This window comes from Bradyrhizobium sp. ISRA442 (assembly GCF_038085055.1).
Classification (GTDB): domain Bacteria; phylum Pseudomonadota; class Alphaproteobacteria; order Rhizobiales; family Xanthobacteraceae; genus Bradyrhizobium.
Genome location: NZ_JALGCN010000002.1, coordinates 1 through 22,403 on the forward strand (window position 1 = coordinate 1; position 22,403 = coordinate 22,403).

The 22,403-nt window shown below is 66.0% G+C and carries 20 protein-coding genes; 13 read left to right on the top strand and 7 right to left on the bottom strand.

Annotated features, from left to right (window positions below):
* The 8 genes from MTR72_RS03185 to MTR72_RS03220 all read left to right on the top strand — a co-directional run.
* Window positions 1-826, top strand: an 826-nt coding sequence (locus MTR72_RS03185) for a methylmalonyl-CoA mutase family protein (protein WP_341510096.1), incomplete at its 5' end; no start/stop codon positions are given.
* Between the two features lie 255 nt (window positions 827-1,081).
* A complete protein-coding gene (locus MTR72_RS03190) occupies window positions 1,082-1,816 on the top strand; it encodes an RsiV family protein (protein ID WP_341510229.1) in 735 nt (244 codons plus the stop codon).
* A gap of 131 nt (window positions 1,817-1,947) precedes the next feature.
* Window positions 1,948-2,940, top strand: a complete 993-nt coding sequence (locus MTR72_RS03195) for a tripartite tricarboxylate transporter substrate binding protein (protein ID WP_280964981.1) — start codon at window positions 1,948-1,950, stop codon at window positions 2,938-2,940.
* Between the two features lie 213 nt (window positions 2,941-3,153).
* Entirely contained in the window at window positions 3,154-3,648 is a 495-nt protein-coding gene (locus MTR72_RS03200; protein WP_280964982.1) for a tripartite tricarboxylate transporter TctB family protein, read from the top strand.
* 3 nt (window positions 3,649-3,651) lie between these two features.
* Window positions 3,652-5,166 (top strand): tripartite tricarboxylate transporter permease, encoded by a 1,515-nt coding sequence (locus tag MTR72_RS03205; protein WP_280964983.1) that lies wholly within the window; start codon window positions 3,652-3,654, stop codon window positions 5,164-5,166.
* A 51-nt stretch (window positions 5,167-5,217) separates the two neighbouring features.
* A complete protein-coding gene (meaB, locus tag MTR72_RS03210; RefSeq protein WP_280964984.1) occupies window positions 5,218-6,207 on the top strand; it encodes a methylmalonyl Co-A mutase-associated GTPase MeaB in 990 nt (329 codons plus the stop codon).
* A complete protein-coding gene (locus MTR72_RS03215) occupies window positions 6,204-6,851 on the top strand; it encodes a pyroglutamyl-peptidase I (protein ID WP_341510097.1) in 648 nt (215 codons plus the stop codon). Before meaB ends, MTR72_RS03215 begins: the two co-directional genes overlap by 4 nt.
* A gap of 226 nt (window positions 6,852-7,077) precedes the next feature.
* Window positions 7,078-8,448, top strand: coding sequence for a TIGR03808 family TAT-translocated repetitive protein (locus tag MTR72_RS03220; RefSeq protein WP_280964986.1), 1,371 nt, complete (start codon window positions 7,078-7,080; stop codon window positions 8,446-8,448).
* 309 nt (window positions 8,449-8,757) lie between these two features.
* On the opposite strand, the gene MTR72_RS03225 is transcribed toward MTR72_RS03220, so the two are convergent.
* The 4 genes from MTR72_RS03225 to MTR72_RS03240 form a co-directional block, all read right to left on the bottom strand.
* A complete protein-coding gene (locus MTR72_RS03225; protein ID WP_280971030.1) occupies window positions 8,758-9,288 on the bottom strand; it encodes a TIGR03809 family protein in 531 nt (176 codons plus the stop codon).
* A gap of 497 nt (window positions 9,289-9,785) precedes the next feature.
* On the bottom strand, window positions 9,786-11,462 hold the full coding sequence (locus MTR72_RS03230; protein ID WP_280964987.1) for a S8 family serine peptidase: 1,677 nt from the start codon (window positions 11,460-11,462) through the stop codon (window positions 9,786-9,788).
* Between the two features lie 15 nt (window positions 11,463-11,477).
* Window positions 11,478-12,179 carry a hypothetical protein gene (locus tag MTR72_RS03235; protein WP_280964988.1) on the bottom strand — a complete coding sequence of 234 codons (702 nt, stop codon included), beginning with the start codon at window positions 12,177-12,179 and terminating at the stop codon, window positions 11,478-11,480.
* Window positions 12,176-12,745 carry a sigma-70 family RNA polymerase sigma factor gene (locus MTR72_RS03240; RefSeq protein WP_280964989.1) on the bottom strand — a complete coding sequence of 190 codons (570 nt, stop codon included), beginning with the start codon at window positions 12,743-12,745 and terminating at the stop codon, window positions 12,176-12,178. Before MTR72_RS03240 ends, MTR72_RS03235 begins: the two co-directional genes overlap by 4 nt.
* A 436-nt stretch (window positions 12,746-13,181) precedes the next feature.
* Here MTR72_RS03240 and MTR72_RS03245 point away from each other — a divergent pair, with 436 nt between their 5' ends.
* Together MTR72_RS03245 and MTR72_RS03250 are read left to right on the top strand one after the other, a co-directional pair.
* The gene (locus MTR72_RS03245) at window positions 13,182-14,339 is read left to right on the top strand and encodes a GGDEF domain-containing protein (protein WP_280964990.1); all 1,158 of its coding nucleotides are present in this window, start codon (window positions 13,182-13,184) and stop codon (window positions 14,337-14,339) included.
* Between the two features lie 63 nt (window positions 14,340-14,402).
* Complete coding sequence (locus MTR72_RS03250) at window positions 14,403-15,506, top strand: DUF2336 domain-containing protein (RefSeq protein WP_280964991.1); 1,104 nt, start codon at window positions 14,403-14,405, stop codon at window positions 15,504-15,506.
* Window positions 15,507-15,515: 9 nt separating this feature from the next.
* On the opposite strand, the gene MTR72_RS03255 is transcribed toward MTR72_RS03250, so the two are convergent.
* Window positions 15,516-16,154, bottom strand: a complete 639-nt coding sequence (locus MTR72_RS03255; RefSeq protein ID WP_280964992.1) for a DUF1109 domain-containing protein — start codon at window positions 16,152-16,154, stop codon at window positions 15,516-15,518.
* Window positions 16,155-16,156: 2 nt separating this feature from the next.
* Window positions 16,157-16,702: a sigma-70 family RNA polymerase sigma factor gene (locus MTR72_RS03260; RefSeq protein ID WP_280964993.1), complete on the bottom strand. Its 546-nt coding sequence runs from the start codon at window positions 16,700-16,702 to the stop codon at window positions 16,157-16,159.
* Between the two features lie 298 nt (window positions 16,703-17,000).
* Between MTR72_RS03260 and MTR72_RS03265 the strand changes: the two genes are divergently transcribed.
* Complete coding sequence (locus MTR72_RS03265; protein ID WP_341510098.1) at window positions 17,001-17,663, top strand: hypothetical protein; 663 nt, start codon at window positions 17,001-17,003, stop codon at window positions 17,661-17,663.
* 107 nt (window positions 17,664-17,770) lie between these two features.
* Entirely contained in the window at window positions 17,771-18,550 is a 780-nt protein-coding gene (locus MTR72_RS03270) for an enoyl-CoA hydratase (protein ID WP_341510099.1), read from the top strand.
* A gap of 242 nt (window positions 18,551-18,792) precedes the next feature.
* Here the strand turns inward: MTR72_RS03270 and MTR72_RS03275 are convergent, their stop codons facing one another.
* Window positions 18,793-20,652 (bottom strand): acetyl-CoA hydrolase/transferase C-terminal domain-containing protein, encoded by a 1,860-nt coding sequence (locus MTR72_RS03275; RefSeq protein WP_280971031.1) that lies wholly within the window; start codon window positions 20,650-20,652, stop codon window positions 18,793-18,795.
* A gap of 315 nt (window positions 20,653-20,967) precedes the next feature.
* On the opposite strand from MTR72_RS03275, the gene MTR72_RS03280 reads away from it, so the two are divergent.
* Window positions 20,968-22,311: a TolC family outer membrane protein gene (locus MTR72_RS03280; RefSeq protein WP_280964996.1), complete on the top strand. Its 1,344-nt coding sequence runs from the start codon at window positions 20,968-20,970 to the stop codon at window positions 22,309-22,311.
* The last annotated feature ends 92 nt before the right edge of the window (window positions 22,312-22,403 follow it).

Sequence of the window (22,403 nt, forward strand, 5' to 3'; positions counted from 1 at the left end):
CCGCATCGATGCCGGCAAGCAGGCCGTGATCGGCGTCAACAAGTACAAGCCGACCGACGAGACGCCGATCGAGATTCTGAAAGTCGACAACACCAACGTTCGCCGACTCCAGATCGACAAGCTGACGCGGCTGAAATCCGAGCGCAACCAGAAGGACGTCGATGCCGCGCTCGCGGCGCTGACGCGTTCGGCCGGCGAAGGCAACGGTAATCTGCTCGCGCTAGCCATCGACGCGGCGCGCGTGAAGGCGACCGTCGGCGAGATCTCGGACGCGATGGAGAAGGTGTTCGGCCGGCACCGCGCCGAGATCAAGTCCATCACCGGCGTCTACAAGCGGGAGGCGTCCAGCATGGGTAATCAAGTCGAGAAGGTGCAGGCGCTGATCGACGCGTTCGAGGAGGCGGAAGGCCGCCGGCCGCGCATCCTCGTCGCCAAAATCGGCCAGGACGGCCACGACCGCGGTCAGAAGGTGATTGCCTCGGCGTTCGCCGACATCGGCTTCGACGTCGACATCGGGCCGCTATTTGCCACCGCCGACGAAGCGGCGCGACAGGCAGTGGAGAATGACGTCCACATCCTCGGCGTCTCTTCGCTCGCGGCCGCGCACCTCACTGCGGTGCCGGAATTGAAGGCGGCACTGAAGAAGCAGGGCCGCGACGACATCATGATCATCGTCGGCGGCGTGGTCCCCCCGCAGGATTACGATGCGCTCCATGCCGCCGGCGCCGAAGCCATCTTCCCGCCGGGCACCGTGATCGCGGACGCGGCCGAGGAGCTGATCCGCAAGCTCAATGCCCGGCTCGGGCATAGCGAGGCGGCGGAATAGATCACCGCCGCTCGACGCTTTCTGCATCAAACCGGCAGGCGCGTTGCCGTGACCAATCTTCGCGACCCGGTGGACGCACCGGGCGTTCTGCACCGGTTCATCTTGTGATGCTTATGCCGTGGCAGAGTTTGGCCGCTGCCCTGGCGGCCTCCCGAAGGCGCATGAAAATTCATGGATATTGATGTGACATACCATCGTGCAACCGCGCGCGCAGGGCTGCTCCTGCACACGATCGCGATCCTTTCGGCTGTCGCGATGCTCTCCTCCTCCCGCGCCGCCGATCCCAAGCCTGACGCCGTGATCAAGACCAAGAGCATCGAGGCGCGCGTGCTGCTCGATGACAAGATCAAGGCGGATGCGGCGCTGGCGGCGGATCGCCTCGCCGAGGGCAAAAAATGGCTCGACAAGAACGCGGCTGAAGCGGCCGCCTCGCGCAAGCAGGATCCGCAATTCTTCAAGGACGGCGGCTGGGATTTCGAGCGCAAATATTCGATCCGCTCGGTGGTCGCCGACCGCTATGTCAGCATCCTGCGCAACGACTACATGGATACCCACGGCGCTCATCCCAATTCCGACGTGAACACGATCCTGTGGGACAAGGCCGAGAACAAGCGCATCTCGATCCGCCCATTCTTCACCGAGACCGCCGATAACGGCCCGACCATGAGGGCGATGGTGAAGGCCGTGATCGCCTCGCTCACGATCGAAAAGAAGAAGCGTGACACCAGCGAGACCGCGACCGCCGAATGGTTCAAGGGCGTCGAGCCGAGCCTGCTCAAGATCGGCGCGGTGACGCTGGCGCCGTCGACCGAAGCCGGCAAGAGCTCCGGCCTCACCTTCCACTACCCGCCTTATGCCGTCGGCCCCTACGCCGAAGGCGAATATGTCGCCTTCGTGCCCTGGGAGGCGCTGAGACCCTACCTTGCAGCGGAAGGCGTGCACATCTTTGGCGGCTCACGACAGAAGGGCGATGAGGATGATGGCCAGTGACCACGCTTTGAGCACCGCGCCGTTGCTCACAGCGCGTTGGTAGCGCTACCTTGCGGCGGCGCCGCAAAGCCGACTAGAATGCCGTCATCGACAAGAGCGCCCGATGTTACGGGCGCCGCTGGGAGGCATTCATGTCCAAGCTCACCCGCCGCGCGTTTGCGGCTTCGTCCGCTGCAGTCGCAGCATCCGCCGTCTTCGGTTTCAAACCCGCGCTCGCGCAAGCCTATCCGGCACGACCGGTCACCGTGATCGTGCCCTGGGGCGCCGGCGGCGGCACGGATGCGACTGCGCGCATTGTCGCAGCGCTGCTGGAAAAGGATCTTGGCCAGCCCTTCAACGTGGTCAACCGCACTGGCGGATCCGGCGTGGTCGGCCACACCGCAATCGCGACCGCCCAGCCCGACGGCTACACCATCGGCATGCTCACCGTCGAAATCTCGATGATGCACTGGCAGGGCCTGACCGACCTGACGCCGCGGAGCTACACCCCGCTCGCGCTGATGAACGAGGACCCGCCGGGCATCCAGGTCTCCTCCTCCTCACCCTACAAGACGGTCAAGGACCTCGCCGACGCGATCAAGGCCGCACCTCCCGGCAAGTTCAAGGCCTCCGGCACCGGCCAGGGCGGCATCTGGCACCTCGCGCTGGTCGGCTGGATGCAGGCGATGGGCCTGCCCGCCAATCAGGTGGCCTGGGTGCCGTCGAACGGCGCAGCACCGGCGATGCAGGATCTCGCCGCCGGCGGTCTCGACCTCACCACCTGCTCGGTGCCCGAAGCGCGCGCCATCATCGAGGCGGGCAAGGCGAAGAGCCTCGCCATCATGGCGCCCGCGCGCAACCCGATCTTCCCCGACGTGCCGACGCTGAAGGAATCGATGGGCGTAAACTACTCCACCGGCGCTTGGCGCGGCATCGGCGCGCCGAAGAACCTGCCGCCGGAGATCACGGCCAAGCTCACTGCGGCGCTGAAGAAGGTCTACGACTCCGCCGAGTTCAAGGAGTTCATGAGCAACCGCGGCTTCGGCACGGTGTGGGGCGACGGCGGCCAGTTCGGCAGCTTCATGGACAAGGGCGATGCGCAGATGGGCGAAGCGATGAAGGCTGCTGGCCTGACGAAGGCTTGACGTCTCACCTCTCCCCGCTCTTGTCCGCCGAAGCTTTCAGCGAAGGCGGATGCGGGAGAGGTCGAATCCGAGCGCAACTCGATTTCGGTGAGGAGGTCTCCTCGAGCCCAACTCTCACCGCTCTCGCGGAGAGTCCCCCCCCCTCACCCCACCTCTCTCCCCGCACGCGGGGAGAGAGAGCGCACCTCCCGGAATTCTGACAGGACTCCTCCCATGCGTCTTCCCGACTCCGTCACGGGATCGTTTCTCGTCGCACTCGGCGCGGCGGCTGCCTACGGCGGCTGGATCTTGCCGCCGGTGCCCGGCCAGCCGGTCGGCCCCAACGTGTTTCCGCTCGTGATCGGCACCGGCCTTGCACTTTGCGGGCTCGCAATCGTGTTTGGCATCGGCCATTCCTTCGAGGAGGAGGAAGAGTTGGTCCCGCTCGAGGACGGCCAGGCGGCGACCGCACCGCCGCCGCAAGGAAAGCTCTACAGCCTGCGCGCTTTGCTGCCGCCGGCACTGTTGCTGTTCTACGTCTTCGCGGCCGACCGGCTCGGCTTCATCATCACCGCGGCGATCATGGTCTACGTGACCTCGACCGCGCTCGGCGCGAAGTGGAAGCTCGCGCTGCCGCTCGCGGCGCTGTCGCCGTTCGCCATCCACCTCATCTTCGCCAAGCTGCTGCGCGTGCCGCTGCCCGCCGGCCTGTTGCCGACGCCCTGGTGATCCATGCTGAAAACGCTGATTGACGCATTCTCGCTGATCTCCACCTGGGAGGTCATCATCGCGATGTTCGCGGCCTCCGTATACGGGCTCGTCATCGGCTCGCTGCCGGGCCTGTCGGCGACGATGGCGACCGCCCTGCTCGTCCCCGTCACCTTCTATCTGTCGCCGATCGCGGCGATCGCGACCATCGTCGCGGCGTCCTCGATGGCAATCTTCTCCGGCGACATCCCCGGCGCGCTCTTGCGCATTCCCGGCACGCCGGCCTCCGCCGCCTATGCCGACGAGGCCTATGCCATGACGCGCAAGGGCCAGGCCGAACTCGCGCTCGGAGCTGGTGTATGGTTCTCGGCGGTCGGCGGCATCGCCGGCGTGCTGTCGCTGATGATTTTGGCGCCGCCCCTCGCCGAGATCGCGCTGTCGTTCTCGACCTTCGAATATTTCTGGCTGGCGCTGCTCGGCCTGATGTGCGCGACGCTGGTGGCGCGCTCCTCGCCGGTGAAGGCGATCGCCGGCATGTTCATCGGCCTTCTCGTCTCCTGTATCGGCATCGAGAATCCCGGCGGCATCCCGCGCTTCACCTTTGGCATCACCGATCTGTTTGGCGGCATCGAGCCGATCCCAGCGCTCGTCGGCGTGTTCGCGGTGGCGCAGGTGATGCGCGCGATGCTGACGCCCGAACCGCCGCCGCTGCCCCGGCGAAAATTCGGAAGCATCATGGCCGGCCAGTGGAACCTGACGAAAAAATACCACTGGCAGATGACGCGCGGAAACATCGTCGGCATCATCATCGGCGTGCTTCCAGGCGCGGGCGCCGACATGGCCGCCTGGGTGAGCTATGCGATGTCAAAACGTTTCTCCAGGGAGCCGGAAAAATTCGGCACGGGCCATGTCGAGGGCCTGGTCGAGGCCGGCGCCAGCAACAATGCCAGCATCGCCTCGGGCTGGGTGCCGTCGCTGCTGTTCGGCATCCCCGGCGACACCATCGCTGCGATCGCGATCGGCGTGCTCTATATGAAGGGGCTCAACCCGGGCCCGACGCTGTTCACGGAGAAGGCGTCGAGCATGTATGCGATCTACCTGATGTTCATCATCGCGAACATCCTGATGATCCCGCTCGGCATCGCCATGATCCGGGTCGCCGCCTACATCCTGCTGGCGCCGCGCTCCACGGTGATGCCGATCATCATGCTCTGCTGCGCTGTCGGCTCGTTCGCGATCGGCAACAATATGTTCGGCGTCGTCACCGTCGCCGCCTTCGGGGTGATCGGCTACGTGATGGAGGCGAACGGCTATCCCGTGGCCGCCATGGTGCTCGGCATCGTCATGGGCACCATGGTCGAGCAGGCCTTCGTCACCTCGCTGATCAAGTCCGACGGCAGCATTCTGCCGTTCTTCGAGCGCCCGGTCGCTGCGATCCTCGCCGCCATGGCCATCGGCGCGCTGCTCTGGCCGGTGATGGTGTGGGTGTGGCGGAAGGTGAAACCGGCGCAGACGGCGGCGGCAGCAACATCGCGGTGATTTGGGGCGAGCGGCCCTCGCCTGCTTCGCCGGGGCGTTGTAAAGCAGGGCATGACTGAGAAGAAGGCCTCGCTGGACATCAAATCCCTCGCCCGCGACCTCCGCGCGGGTCACCGCGCCGCACTGGCGCGCGCCATAACGCTGATCGAGAGCCGGCGCGGCGACCATCAGGCCCTGGCGCGCGAGCTCGTGCAGATGCTGTTGCCCGACACCGGCAAGGCTGTTCGCGTCGGCATCACCGGCTCGCCCGGCGTCGGCAAATCCACCACCATCGACGCGCTCGGCATTTACCTGATCGAGCAGGGCCACAAGGTCGCGGTGCTTGCGGTCGATCCGTCCTCTGCGCGCAGCGGCGGCTCAATCCTCGGCGACAAGACGCGGATGGCGCGGCTTTCGGCCTCCGACCACGCCTTCATCCGTCCCTCGCCGTCTTCCGGAACGCTCGGCGGCGTTGCTGCGAAAACGCGCGAGGCGATGCTGCTGTGCGAGGCGGGGGGCTTTGGCGTCGTGCTGGTCGAGACCGTCGGTATCGGCCAGTCGGAGACGGCCGTCTGCGACATGACGGATTTCTTCTTGGCATTGATGCTGCCGGGTGGCGGCGACGAGCTGCAAGGCATCAAGAAGGGCTTGGTCGAGCTCGCCGACATGATCGCGATCAACAAGGCCGACGGCGACAATCTCAAGCGCGCCAACATCACCGCCGCCGACTATCGCGGCGCGCTGCATATCCTCGCGCCGCGCTCAGAGCACTGGCACCCGCCGGTCGAGACCTATTCGGCGCTAACCGGAAACGGCATCGCAAAGCTCTGGCAAAAGATCCTCGACCATCGCAAGGCGACAAGCGCGTCCGGCGAGTTCGCCGCGCGGCGACGCGAGCAACAGGTGAAGTGGATGTGGTCGATGCTGGAGCAGCGCATGCTGGCGCGGCTGCGCACGGAGGCGTCAATCCGCGCCAAGGTGAAGAAGATCGAGCACGAGGTCGCTGACGGACGCATCACGCCTTCGCTTGCGGCCGAACAGATTATGGAGCTGTTGCAGTGAGCGATCGGCTCCGCATTCTCCTCACCGGCTTCGGGCCCTTTCCCGGCGCGCCCTACAACCCGACCCAGCCGCTAGTCACGCGATTGGCGCACCTGCGCCGTCCGGCGCTCGACGATGTCGAGATTGCAAGCCACATCTTCCCGGTCACCTATGCTGCGGTCGACCGGCAACTACCGGAGGTGCTCGCGAGGGTGAAGCCGGATGCACTTCTGATGTTCGGCCTCGCGGCGCGCACGTCGTATCTGCGCATCGAGACCCGCGCGCGCAACGCGGTCACCATGCTCTGGCCCGATGGCGCCAACACGCGCTCGCGCAAGCGCGCCATCGCCGCCAATGCGGACGCGATGATGTTCGGCCCGCACACGGCAAGGCTGCTGCGCGCCGCACGCCTCACCGGCATCGACGCGCGGTCCTCGCGCGATGCCGGCGCCTACCTCTGCAACTACCTGAGCTGGCGCGCGATCGAAGGCGCGAAGGCCGGCGGACCGCAGCTCGCGGCGTTCATCCATGTCCCACTGCTCGCGCGGAGCGGCGCGATGCGGCGCAAGGGATTTCCGCGCATCACCCTGGAGGAACTGGTGGATGCCGGGGAAGCGATGCTGATGGAGATGGTACAGTTGGCACGGAAGGCGCGTGCATCGTAGCTTGGTAGGGTGGGTTAGCGCAGCGTAACCCACCACTTTTGACTTCCACGGGCTCCGTGCTCGAGACGGTGGGTTACGTCTTCGGCTAACCCACCCTTACGGCATCACCACCGGGGTAAACATTTAACCCTACCTCGAACAATCTGGCCGACGCCGACCGCCCCGCTCCCATTTCTGCGTTACCTAGACCGTGCGGACACTTCCCGCCTCCGCCGGAGGACGCCTCATGGACCTCAACCGCCGCCACCTCATCGGAGCCTCCGCCGCAGGCGTTGCCGGCGCGCTGGCCATGCCTGCCGGTGCCACGCGCGGTGCGCCGCTGACGTCACAGCTCGGCCGCGACGCCACGCAATATGGCGTGCGCCCCGGCAGCAGCGAGGACCAGACGCGCGCGCTTCAGCGCGCAATCGACGAGGCCGCGCGGGCGCAGATGCCGCTCGCCCTGCCGCCCGGCGTCTACCGCACCGGCCTGCTGCGATTGCCAAACGGCTCGCAACTGATCGGCGTACGTGGCGCCACCAAGCTTATCTTCACGGGCGGGGCCTCGGCGGTCCAGAGCGACGGCTCCGATGCGATCGGCCTCGCCGGCATCACCTTCGACGGCGGCGACATGCCGCTGCCGACGCGGCGCGGCCTGATCCATTGCCTCGGCGGTCGCGCCATCCGCATCACGGATTGCGAGATCACCGGCGCCGGCGGCAGCGGCATCTGGTTCGAGCAGGTGTCGGGCGACATCTCCGGCAACATCTTCACCAACATCGCCGCGACGGCCGTGGTCTCGTTCGACGCCAAGGGCCTCAGCGTCGCGCGCAACACGATCATCGGCACCAACGACAACGGCATCGAGATCCTGCGCACCGCGATCGGCGACGACGGCACGCTGGTTGCCGACAACCGCATCGAGGACATCAAGGCCGGCCCTGGCGGCTCCGGACAGTACGGCAACGCCATCAACGCCTTCCGCGCCGGCAACGTCATCGTCCGCGGCAACCGCATCAGGAACTGCGACTATTCCGCGGTGCGCGGCAATTCGGCCTCGAACATCCACATAACGGACAACAGCGTCAGCGACGTGCGCGAAGTCGCGCTCTATTCAGAGTTCTCGTTCGAGGCCGCGGTGATCGCCAACAACACGGTGGACGGCGCGGCCGTCGGCGTCTCCGTCTGCAATTTCAACGAGGGCGGCCGCATCGCCGTGGTCCAGGGCAACATCATCCGCAACCTGATCCCGAAGCGGCCGATCGGCACCACGCCGGATGACGATGCCGGCGTCGGCATCTACGTCGAGGCGGATTCGTCCGTGACCGGAAATGTGATCGAGAACGCGCCGTCCTATGGCATCGTCGCCGGCTGGGGTAAATATCTGCGCGACGTCGTGATCTCGGGCAACGTGATCCGCAAAGCGCTCGCCGGCGTCGGCGTCTCGGTCGTGCCGGGCGCGGGCTCCGCGCTTATCAACAACAACATGATCTCCGAGACACCGCGCGGCGCCGTGGTCGGTCTCGACCACGCACGCGTGGTCACGACGGATCTGTCGGCGGAGGGCGCACAGCATTTCGCGCAGGTGGTGGTCGGCGGGAATGCCGTGCGGCGGTAGCGATTGACAGAGAGCCCCTGCCATTGTCCGAGATGCGAGCCTCAACTACCCGTCATTGCGAGCGAAGCGAAGCAATCCAGAATCTGTCCGCAGCGACAGTCTGGATTGCTTCGTCGCTCCGCTCCTCGCAATGACGGCCTTTCGCGGAAACAGCTTCCATGCACTTCGTCGTTCAGGCCAAGCAACGTGCAATGCAGGACTCGTCTTGGGTGATGCGTGTGGTACAGGGCGCGCGTTCCGGAGAGATTCCGCGATGCGGATCCTGGCTTTCGCCACGACGACAGCGGAGTGTCTGGAAAGATCCTGGCCCTAAAACGCGTTCCTCAGCAGCGGGTATTTGGCTTCGATACCGTCGAGGCTGAGGGTGAGTTCGACGACACGCTCGGGGGCCGCGACGACGTCGGCGGCAGGCGGCGAGAAAGTCCGCAGGAACGCCGCAATCGGAGCGAGCGTCGCAATTGGAGCGATCGGGGCTTCGGTCACGTCAGCGAGCACGTCCGGCGCGGGGGCGAATGCGATCGGCACGGCCGTTTCAGGCGCGATATGCACGGCCTTCGGCTGCACGGTCTGGGCCTGCTCGCGCGGAGCCATGCTTGGTATGGTCGCCGGAGACCAGCCGAACGCGCCCGTCACGCTCGCAGCGGCCGCCGAGACATCCTCGCCGGCCGCGATCGCGCGCCAGGTCTGGAGCGCGCGCTTGGCTTCCTGGATGTTTTCGAGGAATGCGAGCTCCGAGTGATAGCGGCGCCAGCGCCCGGTCTCGAACATTTCCGTGAGATGTTCCAGCCGCTGCTCGGCGAGCGCGCACCAGCGCTTTGCAACGTCGCGGCCGCAAGCCACGCCTTGGCGATGTGTCATGAACCAGCCCGTTGGGAGAAAACACGGACGCGGAGGACGCAACGCTCACGAATCAATTTAGACGCGACATGAATATTTTGTGGAAAAGTTTTGACTTGTCCAGATGCGACGCGGCCGTCGTCATCAGATACCGCGAGTCTACGGAGTTTGCAGCCGATTTGCCGTCAAGCCTCACACAAGCATAGCGGTCTTGGGGCGAATCGCTGACGAGGGACCGCAGGCGCGAGCTCAACCAAAAGCTGATATCGCAAGGAGGCCTTCAAGGAATAAGTCCCCCCCAAAAAGAAAAGACCCGTCCGGGGGGACAACCGGACGGGTCGAGCCATATGGGCGCTTGGGGTGGATGGGCGCTCGCGCCTGATATGACCGATGGGGAGGGATGACCGCTCCCACATATTTTGGTCGTGGCAGCGGGCTGAACGTTCAACGCAGCGTTCGAATTTTTAACCTTCTCGCCACGTGCATCTTTGTCGCAGCAGTTATCGTGACGCCGGCCTATCCGTCTGAGAAACCGTGGATTTATCGTCCGCGCTCGACAGTGACGGTTGGTCGATCGCGCGGATCCCAGGCTCCTCGCGACGCCCCTCGCCGCCTTCACGTTTTGTTGTACCGGACGTCGCGGCAACCGGCGTCGCACCATCGGTGGGAACGGCCATCACGGCCGCGTAAGCATCGGCCTCGCCATCGCCGAACAGATCATCACGCCCAGGCGAGCCGAGGTCGCGCGCGGTCTTCGCAAGCGTCATGCGCAGTGCCTCGGGCTTCAGGGCGAAATTGCGCTCCAGAAGCAGGGCCGCGACGCCGGAGACATAGGCCGCCGAGAACGAGGTGCCCGACGTCATCTGATACTTGCCGTCCGGTGCGGGCAAGAAGATGTCGACGCCGGGCGCCGCCAATGCGATGTAGTTGCCGCGATTGGAGGCGGTGAACAGCCTGTCCTGCTGGTCCGTCGCGCTGACCGCAATCACGTTGGGATTGGCGGCGGGATAGAGCGGCGGAGATTTCGCGCCGGCATTGCCGGCGGCCGCGACCAGCACAAGGCCGCGGGCGGCGGTCGCCGCGAGGGCGCGTCCGATCACCGCGTCCTTCGGACCGGCAAAGCTCATATTGACGATCTGCGCGCCGTGCTCGGCGGCGTAATTCAGCGATCGCAGAATGATGTAGGAGTTGCTCTCGGCACCCCTCGTGGTGCCGCCGAAGGCGCGGATGGCAATGATGCGCGCCTCCGGCGCGCTGCCCATGAGCCGCGCATGCGCCACGATGGCGCCCGCGATGCCGGTGCCGTGGACGTGCGGGCCTTCGGGGCTGCCGAGCGCGTCGAAATTGTCGGTGATCGAATTGGCGAGCTCGGGATGCTTGACGTCGATTCCGGAATCGATCACCGCGACCGTGACATTGGCGCCGTGCACCAGCGTGTGCGCCTGCGGCAGGCGGAGCTTGGCCAGCGCATATTGCGCCGGATCACCTTCGGTCGGCGCCGCTTTCTGGTCCTGGAGCATGTAGCGATAGTTCGGCTGGAGCGAATGCACGCTGCCGTCGGCGGCGAACTCGCGCCGCACAGTGTCGTAGGGCCGGCCGTCGGTGATGCGAAACAGGCCGATCGTGGCGCCGATCAGCGGAAAGTTCTCCGAGGCGACGCGCCTCAAACCATGTCGCCTGGCCAGCTCGTCGGCCTCGGCCAGCGAGAGCGCGCCGTCGATCTCGGCGACGAATTCATTGGCGAAGGTGCGCAGGTTTGCGGCGGCCTGAGCATTATTGCGGCGCGCATTGCCGGCGCTCTTCTTGCCCGATTTGCCGGCGCCGTCGCCGTCGCCCTTCGGCTGCGCGAGGCAGTCGCCATCGGCGTCGCGATAGGGCGCGGTGCAGGCCGGATAGAGGTTCGGCGAGTAGCGCACATAGGGCTGCACCGGGATCGCCAGCCGCGGCGTCAGCCGGGGCGTAGTGGCGACGCGGGGGGCGCGGCCGACACTCACGGCCCTTGCGGCAATGCTCGGACTGATGGTCGGTGTACGCGAGGGGACGCTGATCGTGGGCGTGCGCATGATCGCCTGCGCGTGGGCGACCTCGACGCCGAGCGAGGTGGCGAGGAGAAGCACGGCGGCCACGGATGATGCGTAGGCCCCTGCTCTCACCCCAGTCTCGGACTTGCGCGTCATGAGCCCGAGGCGCGCTTAAGGCGCCGCCACGGCGAGGTTGACGATCTTTTCGCGCTGCATCCGCCCGAGCAGCGCGGTGAGCTCGTCCTGGCTCATCGGCTTTTCGAATTGGAGGCGGAACATGCCGCCCTTGGCGCCGTCGATGATAGAGGCGTGATAGCTGTCGAGCAGCGACGTGATGTCGGCCACTCGCGCCTCCGGCGTGAAGCGCACCAACGCGCGCGCCGGCGCGGCGGCGGATTTACCGAACTCACGCGTGATCGGGGCGTCGGTGGTGGAGAGCGACGCCGTCTGGAAGGTCGCGGTCTGGTTCTTCATCAGCACCGCGCCGATGATGCCGGCTTGCAGCAACAGCACGATCGCACCAAGGCTCGCCGACCAGGCCAGCGTCCGCGGTGACAGACTCGCGAAGAAGGTCGAAATGCGCGCCGAGGGCGGCCGCGCACCGGTTGGGCGCGAGGGCTCGGCGTCGATCGCCGCGAACAGCTTCTGCATCGCGCGCGCCGACGGTGCGCCGAGGCTCTCGTTCAGATGGATGGTCTCTTCGTACTCGCCGCGGATCGCGGCATACTGCCGGGCGAGCTCGGGATCACGCGCGAGCGCTTCCTCGACACGGCGGGCGTCGCGCGCATTCAGCGTGCCGGCGGCATGCCATGGCAGCAGCATTTCAATTTCACTGGGCTCTTGCTCCAGCATCTTCTTGCTCAAAGCCATCATGGCCAGCCTCGCTCCACGCCGGCTGCCTTCAGCAGTTCGGCCAGTTTCTTGCGCGCGTAGAACAGGCGCGTTTTTACCGTGTTCTCAGGTATCCCGACGATCTCGGCCACCTCCTCCACGGACTTCTCGTGGTAGTAGACAAGATCGACGATTTCCCGATGTTCCGGCGAAAGCGCCGTCAGGCACCCCCGCAACGCTTCACTGGTATCCTTCTTCTGCACCACCGTTTCCGGATCGTCCGACGAATCCTCGATCGCGTTGGCAGCTTCTTCGTCCAGCTCGAGGTCCTTCCTGCGCCGGAGCGCAGACAGGGCCTTAAATCGGGTGATTGCCAGCAGCCAGGTGGAGACAGCGGATCGGCCCTCGAACTTGCCGGCCTGACGCCAGACGTCGAGAAACACCTCGCTAATGAGGTCCTCCGCCACCTGTTCGTCGCGCACGAGCCGGAGCCCGAAGCGATACACCCTGACATGGTGCCGCCCGTACAGCACCTGCATGGCGAGCCGGTCGCCTTGGGCGATCCTGGCGATCAGGACCTCGTCCGAAGCCGCCTGTGTCACGCTCAACGCCCGTCTCGCAAGGTTGGTCGGGGCGGAACGGCGGACGGTTCGACGGCAGGCGCAAAATTCTTCAACTTACCGCAGTCGTACGGGGCCCTGTGTGATCTACCCCACATCGCCGCATTTTCCTTTCGCCGCCTGTGGCGGCTGGCTGCCCTAATCCAGATCGGTAACATAATACTGAAAAACTTTCCTGCGGAATGCCTGCCCAGCGCAGGCGGCCTGACCAAAACTCGGTCAATGGCGGCGGCCCTGCACGACGTATGTCTCACGAACCCCTGCCTTGGCTCGACCGATCACCGACGATCCCTCATCGCGCACTAATTTCCGCGTCGGATCAAGGCCATTTGCCCTGCGCAAGCCCGGATTCGCGAGGCGAGGATACCAAACCTAAAGGCTTGCCACGTAGATTTTTGGACTGACATCCAGCAACGGCAAGAGCATGAGCACGGCCGCCACGTCCTTCCCGGACCGGAATGCCGCAGAAGCCGCGGAGCTCGCGTTGACGCCCGACGCGACGGCGCCGGAGGTGCGCGCGCGCCGGATGCGACAGCGGCGCCAGATGTATGTCGGCCAGGCCGTGAGCTACTCGCTCGGCGCGTCGGTTCTGCTGCTCTACGCCTACGATGGCGCGGTCTCGATGGCCGTGCCATCGCTGTTCTGGCTCGGCGGCCTGATGATCATCGGCACGTTCACCGTGCTCTCGGAATCCGGCTTCGGCGACCAGTTCGAGGACCACTACCTCACCGTCTTCCAGATCTCGGCGCATATGGCGCTGCAGATGGTATTCCTGCTCGCGGTCCCAACGGTCGGGGTCGCCTTCATCAGCGTGCTGTTCCTGATCTTCGCGTTCGGCACGCTGCGCATGACCTCGGGCCAGGCGATGATCACCTGGGGTCTGGCAACCGTCGGGCTCGCATTCGTCTTCCTGGTCTCGAACCTGCCGATCGGACTGCCGGTCGCAACACGGCTCGAGCGGACCGCGTCGATGCTGTGCTTCGTGCTCGTGATCGGCCAATGCGCCTTCCTCGGCTTGTTCGGCAGCACGCTGCGCAAGATTCTGTATCGGCGCAGCATCGAGCTGAAGACTGCCTACCAGCGCATCGAGGAGCTCGCCGAGCTCGACGAGCTCACCGGCTCCTACAACCGCCGCTGCATCATGCGGCTGCTGGACGCCGAAATCGAGCGCTCGCGCGGGACGGCAGGATCCTGCGCGATCGCGCTGATCGACCTCGACTGGTTCAAGCGTATCAACGACGTCCACGGCCATCCCGTCGGTGACGAGGTTCTGCGCACCTTCGCAATCACCATCTTCGCCAATATCGGCCCGGACGACCGCTTCGGCCGCTACGGCGGCGAGGAATTTCTGCTCCTGCTGCCGCATACGCAAGCCGACGCCGCTGCGCGGATGCTCGAGCGTCTGCGCGGGATCGTCGCCGATCTCGACTGGAACGCATTTTCTCCCGGCATGAACGTGACGATTTCCGCCGGGGTCGCCTCGCTGCGCGACAACGATACTGCCGACACATTTCTCGCGCGCGCCGACGGCGCGCTTTATTCCGCCAAAGCGCAAGGGCGCAACCGCATTGCAACGAGCTGACTATCCCATTTGCCGCCGGTCGCGCAGAAGCCGCCGCCGGACCGAACGCTCCAGGACAGGGCCATGAGATCCAAATCCGCCAAACCTTCCGAAAACCTGCTCGACGAATTGCAGGCCGCGCTCTCGCACGGCACGGTGGCGCGCCGGGTGGAGACCCTGCGCCGCGTCACCGATCTCTTCATCAACAACGCGGTGGATTATTCGGATGAGCACATCCGCCTGTTCGACGACGTCTTCCAGTGCCTGGTTGAGCAGATCGAAACCTCGGCCAAGGCGTTGCTCGCCGACCGTCTCGCGCCGGCCGGCGCCGCGCCCCCCAAAATCATCCGCACGCTGGCACTCGATGACGTCATCGACGTCGCCGGCCCCGTGCTGTCGAAGTCGGAACGGCTGGACGAGGCAACCCTGCTCGAGATCGCGCGCAGCAAGAGCCAGGCCCATCTCAAGGCGATCTCGCTGCGCCGCGTGCTCTCGGACGCGCTCACTGACGTGCTGGTGGCGCGCGGCAACGACGAGGTGGTGCAGTCAACCGTCAGCAATCCGGGCGCCCATTTCTCCGAAGAAAGCCTCGTGGACCTCGTCACCCGCGCCGAGCGCGACGACGACCTCGCCACCTGCATAGGCCTACGGCCCGACCTGCCGCGCCACCACTATCTGAAGCTGGTCGCGAAGGCATCGCTGAGCGTGCGCCGGAAGCTCGAAGCCGCCAATCCGGAGCTCGCCGGCGAAGTGTCCAGCGTCGTCCAGGAAGCGACCCAGCGCATCCGCGCGGCCGCCATGACCAGGCAAACCAAGATGGCGCGTGCGCTGGTGAAGTCGCTGCACGAGGACGGCCGCCTCAACGAATACCAGGTCGGGACCTTCGCCGAGCAAGGCAAGTTCGACGAGACCAATGCCGGGCTTGCGGCCCTCGCCGGCGTCTCGATCGAGATCGCCGAAAACATGATGATCGAAAGCCGCACCGAGGGTGTGATGATCCTCGCCAAAGTCGCAAACATGTCGTGGTCGAGCGTGCGCGCGATCATCGCCATGCGCGAAAAGCTGTCCGGCGGCTCGCAGACCGACATGCTGACGCTGCGGGATACCTATGAGGCGCTGCGCAGCTCCACAGCGCAGCAGGTGCTGCGCTTCCACCGCATGCAACAGAGCACGACGCCGGCAGCCTGAACCGGCGCGCTAGTAGCGCAAAACCTTCGACCCGACGAGCGCACCGATCGCCGTCACCAGCGCGGTCGCGATCGTGTACCAGGTCGCGACGAACAGGGGAGAGTCGTCGGTGCAGTGCGAGGCATAGAGCGTCGCGGCGAGCCCGGCCGACAGCAAGCCGGCCAGCGCGCCGGCGAGCGCGGGCCGCGACGGCGCGCCGTGACGCAGGCCAAACAGCGCGCCCGCAAGCAGTGGCAGCGACATCGCCGGGATTGCCGACAGGCATACCCTGGAATTCTTGCCGACCATCCGCATCGTCATCGGCATGGCCGGCGCCATCATCATCTCGCCGCCGATCGCGACCGCGAGCAGTCCCGCGGGGAGCAGCAGCAGCCAGCCCCAGCCGCGCATCAAGGCTTCGGGGCGCGACAGGTGCAGGCTGATGATGATCGCAGGGATCGCCAGCGACAGCGTCACCGCGAACTTCATGTCGAAGAACGGGTTGTGCATCGCGCTCATGACGTCCGGCCGAACGCCGAGGAAGGTCGCGAAGATCAGGATCGACAAGGGCGCCGCCACCAGCAGCGCCATGGTCAGCACCGCGCCGACGCGCGGCGCACGATGGGCGTTGTCGGCCGCGAGCGTGCGAATGAGTTGATCGGTATCCATGACTAGTGGTCCCGCAGTTTGGCTGTGAGCGCGGCAAGACCTCGATGCAGCGCGACGCGCACCGCACCTTCGCTCATCGAGAACTTTGCCGCCGTGTCCCTGATCGAGGCGCTATCGACGGCGATCGACTGCAACACCTCGCGCTGGCGTTGTGGCAGGGTGTTGAGCTGGGTCGCGACCTCGCTCGCCGAGGCCGTGTCCTGCGGCGTCTCGCCCGGCAGCGTCTCGGCGAAATCGTCGATGTTGACGAAGACACGCCTGCCGCGGCGTCTCAGCGCATCGATCAGCTTGTTGCGGGCGATCGCGAACAGCCACGGGGCGAAGGGGGCTTGGCTATCCCAAGTGTGCCGCTTCAGATGCACCGCCAACAGAATGTCCTGCACGATATCCTCGGCTTGATCGGCAGGCTGCCCAGCCCGCGCCAGACCGCGCCTTGCGGCAGCCCGCAGCACCGGCGTGATCGCCTTCAACAGGCGATGATACGCCGCACCATCGCCCGCCATGGCCGACCGCATCAGGCCGGTCCACTCGTCCTCACGTCCGCGCACGCGCGCCCCTCACCATGCAATTCGGCCGCTCTTTCAATTTGTTACGCCGATCCCACAAGATCACAAATTCGTGATCAATGGTCAGCCTCCCAAGTCCCGGCCGCGAAGCCCGGGGAGGCTCATAACACCGATCAGTCCCGCTCGCATCCGAGGGCGGGTCAGAGAGCGGATCAGGAGGTGCTGGTTTGCCCCGTTTTTGCCCGGTGTAGCCCGAAGATTCCCATTTTCTGCCCCGCTGTGGTCACGCCCCGGCGTCTCTCTTCGCCCCCGGGACGGGCGGATTGGGGAGATCGTCAACATGATGAAAACCAGTGGACGCGCGGCCTTGATTCTTCTGGCCGGACTTTTCTTGCTGTGCGGGGGCGCGGCACAGGCGGCGCCGGATGCTGCCACCAAAACGGACAGCGCGAGCAAACAGGCCGACGAGGTCAAGCCCAGCAAGCACCGGCGCCACACCTCGCACCGCCGCAGCAGTAGCAGCAAGACGGCGGAAAAATCCTCCGACGACCAGGCCGGCAAGAAGGACGCGGCAAAGGCAGCCGACGCAAAGGCCAACAACGACACGCCGGCCTCCAGTCAGATGCCGCCGACAGTCGCCAACGCCAATGCGCAGCTTGCTGCCGCCGACACACCGACTGCGGCTGCGGCCACTGCAATGACCAATCGGGCCAACGACAACGTGCAGGCGGCCGCCGACAATGCCGCCGCCTCCGGCGCCGAGAACCAGGTGGTCGCGTCCGACCAGCTCAACGAGGTCGACCGCGCCCTGCAACAGGACAACCCGCCCGCGCAGAAGGCGGTGGCCGCAGCAACCGACGCGCAGCCGCGTCCGGCGCCGGTGATGGCCGCAAGCAGCCAGCAGAGCTCGGCCTGGGACCAGAGCTCGCTGATCGGCAAGATCTTCATCGGTGCCGGCGCACTTCTGACGCTGGCATCCGCCGCGCGCATGTTCATGGCCTGACGCCTGTTCCGGGGCGCGCGGCACGCGCGTCCCGGTGGCTTTTGGCCCCTTGAAGCCCACCGCGCCAGCGGGCAAATTGCCCGCTCAATCAAAAGCGTGGGTGGAGCATGAGCACGTTCGAACACATCATCGTCGAAAGCAAAGGCGCGGTCGGCATCATCAAGCTGAACCGGCCGAAGATGCTCAATGCGCTGTCTTTCGGCGTCTTCCGCGAGATCGCCGCGGCCGTCGCCGATCTCGAGGCCGATGACGCCATCGGCTGCATCGTCCTGACCGGCAGCGAGAAGGCCTTCGCCGCCGGCGCCGACATCAAGGAGATGCAGCCGAAGGCCTTCATCGACATGTTCTCCGAGGATTTTGCCGCGATCGGCGGCGATCGCGTGGCACGCTGCCGCAAGCCTACGATTGCGGCGGTCGCGGGCTATGCGCTCGGCGGCGGCTGCGAGCTCGCCATGATGTGCGACATCATCATCGCCGCCGACACCGCGAAGTTCGGCCAGCCCGAGATCACGCTCGGCACCATTCCCGGCATCGGCGGCACGCAGCGCCTGACGCGCGCGATCGGCAAGTCCAAGGCCATGGACCTTTGCCTCACCGGCCGCATGATGGATGCGGCGGAAGCCGAACGCAGCGGCCTCGTCAGCCGCATCGTTCCGGCCGACAAGCTGATCGACGAGGCGCTGGCGGCCGCCGAGAAGATCGCTTCGATGTCGCGGCCCGCGGCCGCGATGGCCAAGGAGGCGGTGAACCGCGCGTTCGAGACCACGCTCGCCGAGGGCATGAGCGTCGAACGCAACCTGTTCCACTCGACCTTCGCGCTGGAAGACCGCTCCGAGGGCATGGCCGCGTTCATCGAGAAGCGCAAGCCGGTGAACAAGAACCGGTAGGGGTCCGCTAATTAAAATTCGCCGTCGTGCCGGACAAGCGCAGCGAAGCGGAGCGCAGATCGGGGACCCCCGCGCGAGCGCTTTGCGCTCGTCGCGATAGCCAGAGGAAGTGGTTTGGCGAAGACTCGCGGTTACCGGTTCGCGCGACAACTTCTCCCTGGGTTTATGGGTCCCGGCCTTCGCCAGGCCTTCGCCGGGACGACGGTGATTAAACATTCGCAGTCGTCCCGGCGACGGCCGAGTTAGTTGCTACGGCTCCGCGCCAAGGCTGCACTCACCAGCGCGCGATAGCCGTGTTCCGGCCAGGTCTTGGGACGATCAAGGCCAAGGCGTGCGAGGCAGGCCTCGTCGGCCGCGTCGGGAATGCGTGTCACTCCCTGCCATAGCAGGCCCGCGAGCACGCGTGGCGAGCGCTGCGCACCTTGCAGGATCTGCAGCGCAGGGATGAGACGTTGCTCGACCTCGGTGAAATCAGAGCCGAACGGAAACGACGGCAGCAGCCCGGCTTCGCGCGCGCCTTTGAGCGCCTTCGCAATCCGCTCGGGGTGGTTCTCGCGATGGACCGCCCGGAGCTCGTAGCCGCGGGGCAGTTTGCCGGCCTCCTGCGCAACCCGCATCAGCTCGTCCTGGAAGCGCGAGTCGGCGATCGCAAGCATTGCGGCGATCACGTCGGCGTCCGACTTTCCCCTGAGATCGGCAACGCCATATTCGGTGACGAAGACATCGCGCAGATGCCGCGGGATGGTCTCATGCCCGTATCGCCAGAGGACGTTTGATCGGAGCTTACCGCCGGCCTGCCGCGTCGCCTCGAGCGTCAGCACCGATCGTGCTCCCTTCAGCGCAAAGGCTTGCGCCACGAAATTGTACTGCCCGCCGACGCCGCTCACCACCTGCCCATCGTCGAGGCCGTCGGAGACGGCGGCTCCCATGAGAGTCGCCATCATCGTGTTGTTGACGAAGCGCGCATCGACGCGGGCGCGGCGCTTCTGCTCCTCCTCGCCATACAGCGCGTTGGTGAACGACACCGGCATCATCTGGATGCGCGCGATCTGGTCGGGCGGCATCTCGCGCAGCGCGCGATAGAAGGACTTTGGACCGAGAAAGAAAGCGCCGTGCAGCACGACGCCGTCGACTGCGCGCTTGAGAATGCCGGCATCGATCAGCCCGATGAACGCCTCCGTCAGCATCTCGCTGACGCCGTAGAGGCCTAAGTCGAACGAACTGGTCTCCTGAGCGACCGCCGGCCGCGCCGGCGACAGCCGGGTCATGATGTCGTGAAAGGCTGCACTGTCGCGATGGCGCAGGATCAGGCCCTGCGCCAGTGCGTCGCCGATCTGCCCGATGCCGATCTGAAGCGAGCCGCCATCGGGCACCAGCGATGCCGCATTCAGCCCGATGGCATATTTGGTATCGGAGATCGGCTCCGACGGCGGCGCGAACAGCGGAAAGTCGGTCGCAGCACTCTCCAGAACCGCGCTGAACTCATCGGCCGGAAGATCGCCCGCGCCGGGCATGAACGGCAGTTCGGAATTCACCTGCGCGATCAGCTTGAACGATGCGCGTCCGGCGCGGCGCTCGCGCAGCACGTCCAGCGTCGTGTCCGTATTGCAGGACAGGCTGTAGCGCGGCACGCCATTGACGATGCGCTTGGCGACAAGCTGCGTCACCACGTTGAGCCCGCATGCGAGGAGATAGTCCGCGGCGTGGGTGTAGTTGGCCGAGATGTAGTTCTGCTGCGCTGCAGGCACATGCAGCCAGCGCCCTGCAAGAAAGAAGAATTCGAAGACACTGACATTGGGCGGCAACCTGCCCTCGCGCAGCGCGCCGGCATAGGCGAGATCGGGATAGCCGCCGAACAGGCGGTCGATGACGGGCGTGATGAAGCGGCGCTCGATCAGGCTCGCCGGCTTCGGCTTTTCCAGTGTCAGCGCCGAGAGCAGTGTCAGCTTGATGTCAGGATCGGCGCAAGCCCGCGCATAGAGAGCATTGACCACATGATTGGCCTTGCCGAGGCCGAGCGGCAGCCCGACCACAAGATCGGTCCCGACGTCGCGAATGATCTCCTCGGCGAGAGCGTCGGCGTCGGAGAACAGTTTCGGCATCATCCGCGAGGTCCGGACCGCAAGGCAAAGGCGCCTTCCGGGATCGAGAGGCGTCTGTGCTCTCCTATAGCGCATTTGGGGATGGGATTCGTGTGTGACGCACCTGCAACAAGCACGGATTTCATGGGGGTTTCATCCGCGGCAGTTTGCCTGCGAGACCTCCGCTGGTTAAACAGTTAAGAGGGCCGCCGTCGGCGGGGGCGGACAGCCGGGGTTTTGCGGGATCATATGAACGGGCGGACCGCCAGTACTGGCCGCGAGTGGATGCGGCGTCGACCGGGCGCGGGCCCTGCTCTTGTCGCATGGTCTGCGCTGATGCTGACGTGCGCCCTGCCGGCCCCTGTGCGGGCCGAAGCCCTGCCCGAGGCCCTGGCCAAGGCCTACCAGACCAATCCGCAGCTCAATGCCGAGCGCGCGCGGCAGCGCGCGACTGACGAGAATGTGCCGCAGGCGCTCGTCGGCTACCGGCCGCAGATCGTGGCGAGCCTGAGCGCCGGCCTGCAAGCGGTACGAGACCTGCTGCCCAACAACACCATCCAGACCGCGACGCTGAAGCCCTGGACCATCGGCGTCACCGTGACGCAGACCCTGTTCAACGGCTTCCGGACCGCCAACAGCGTGCGGGTCGCCGAGCTCCAGGTGCAGTCTGGCCGCGAGGCACTGCGCAATGTCGGACAGGGCGTGCTGCTCGACGCGGTCACGGCCTACACCAACGTGCTTGCCAACCAGTCGTTGGTCGAAGCCCAACGCTCCAACGTCGCCTTCCTGCGCGAGACGCTCGCTGTCACCCAGCGACGCCTCAACGCCGGAGACGTCACCCCGACCGACACCGCGCAGGCGGAGGCCCGCCTCAACCGCGGGCTCGCCGATCTCAACGCCGCCGAAGTCGCGCTTGCGGTGAGCCAGGCGACCTATGCGCAGGTGATCGGCAATCCGCCCGCGCAGCTTCGCCCCGCCGAGGTCGTCGATCGCTATCTGCCGAAGAGCCGGGAGGATTCGATGGCGATGGCGATCCGCGAGCATCCGGCGGTGATGGCCGCCGGTTTCGACGTCGACGTCGCCTCGACCAACATCCGCGTGGCCGAAGGCGCGCTGCTGCCCAGCGCCAGCGTCCAGGGCAGCGTCAGCCGCAGCCGCGACAGCGACCCGACGCTCGGCACCTTCGGCACCGACCAGGCCTCGATCGTCGCCAACGTCACCGCCCCGATCTACGACGGCGGCCAGGCCGCCTCGCAAACCCGGCAGGCCAAGGAAGTCACGGCGCAGAGCCGGCTCGTGCTCGACCAAGTCCGCAACCAGGCGCGCACCGCCGCGGTCAGCGCCTGGGTTGCCAATGAGGGCGCCAAGATCGCAGTCTCTGCTTCCGAGTCCGAAGTGAAGGCAGCCACGGTCGCCCTGCAAGGCGTGCAGCGCGAGGCGGCCGGCGGACAGCGCACGACGGTGGACGTGCTGAACTCGCAGGCCGACCTGATCCAGGCCAAGGCACGCCTGATCGGCGCGCTGCGCGACCGCGTCATCGCGTCCTACACGCTGCTCAGCGCCATCGGGCATCTCGACGTCAAGACGTTGAACCTGAACACGCCGGACTATCTGCCCGAAGTGCACTATCACCAGGTCCGCGACGCCTGGCACGGCCTGCGCACGCCGTCGGGGCAGTGATCGCTCGCGACATATCCGCCTCCGGCGTCCGGCCCCCAATCCCGCCGGCCAGCCCTGAAGAAACTCCCTGCAACGCTCACCAGCCATGCGGC

Excerpts from the sequence above, each read along its gene's own strand:
- MTR72_RS03190 (WP_341510229.1), top strand. The coding sequence starts at position 1,082 with ATGCTCTCCTCCTCCCGCGCCGCCGATCCCAAGCCTGACGCCGTGATC.
- MTR72_RS03195 (WP_280964981.1), top strand. The coding sequence starts at position 1,948 with ATGTCCAAGCTCACCCGCCGCGCGTTTGCGGCTTCGTCCGCTGCAGTC.
- MTR72_RS03200 (WP_280964982.1), top strand. The coding sequence starts at position 3,154 with ATGCGTCTTCCCGACTCCGTCACGGGATCGTTTCTCGTCGCACTCGGC.
- MTR72_RS03205 (WP_280964983.1), top strand. The coding sequence starts at position 3,652 with ATGCTGAAAACGCTGATTGACGCATTCTCGCTGATCTCCACCTGGGAG.
- meaB (WP_280964984.1), top strand. The coding sequence starts at position 5,218 with ATGACTGAGAAGAAGGCCTCGCTGGACATCAAATCCCTCGCCCGCGAC.
- MTR72_RS03220 (WP_280964986.1), top strand. The coding sequence starts at position 7,078 with ATGGACCTCAACCGCCGCCACCTCATCGGAGCCTCCGCCGCAGGCGTT.
- MTR72_RS03230 (WP_280964987.1), bottom strand. The coding sequence starts at position 11,462 with ATGACGCGCAAGTCCGAGACTGGGGTGAGAGCAGGGGCCTACGCATCA.
- MTR72_RS03235 (WP_280964988.1), bottom strand. The coding sequence starts at position 12,179 with ATGATGGCTTTGAGCAAGAAGATGCTGGAGCAAGAGCCCAGTGAAATT.
- MTR72_RS03245 (WP_280964990.1), top strand. The coding sequence starts at position 13,182 with ATGAGCACGGCCGCCACGTCCTTCCCGGACCGGAATGCCGCAGAAGCC.
- MTR72_RS03250 (WP_280964991.1), top strand. The coding sequence starts at position 14,403 with ATGAGATCCAAATCCGCCAAACCTTCCGAAAACCTGCTCGACGAATTG.
- MTR72_RS03255 (WP_280964992.1), bottom strand. The coding sequence starts at position 16,154 with ATGGATACCGATCAACTCATTCGCACGCTCGCGGCCGACAACGCCCAT.
- MTR72_RS03265 (WP_341510098.1), top strand. The coding sequence starts at position 17,001 with ATGATGAAAACCAGTGGACGCGCGGCCTTGATTCTTCTGGCCGGACTT.
- MTR72_RS03270 (WP_341510099.1), top strand. The coding sequence starts at position 17,771 with ATGAGCACGTTCGAACACATCATCGTCGAAAGCAAAGGCGCGGTCGGC.
- MTR72_RS03275 (WP_280971031.1), bottom strand. The coding sequence starts at position 20,652 with ATGCCGAAACTGTTCTCCGACGCCGACGCTCTCGCCGAGGAGATCATT.
- MTR72_RS03280 (WP_280964996.1), top strand. The coding sequence starts at position 20,968 with ATGCTGACGTGCGCCCTGCCGGCCCCTGTGCGGGCCGAAGCCCTGCCC.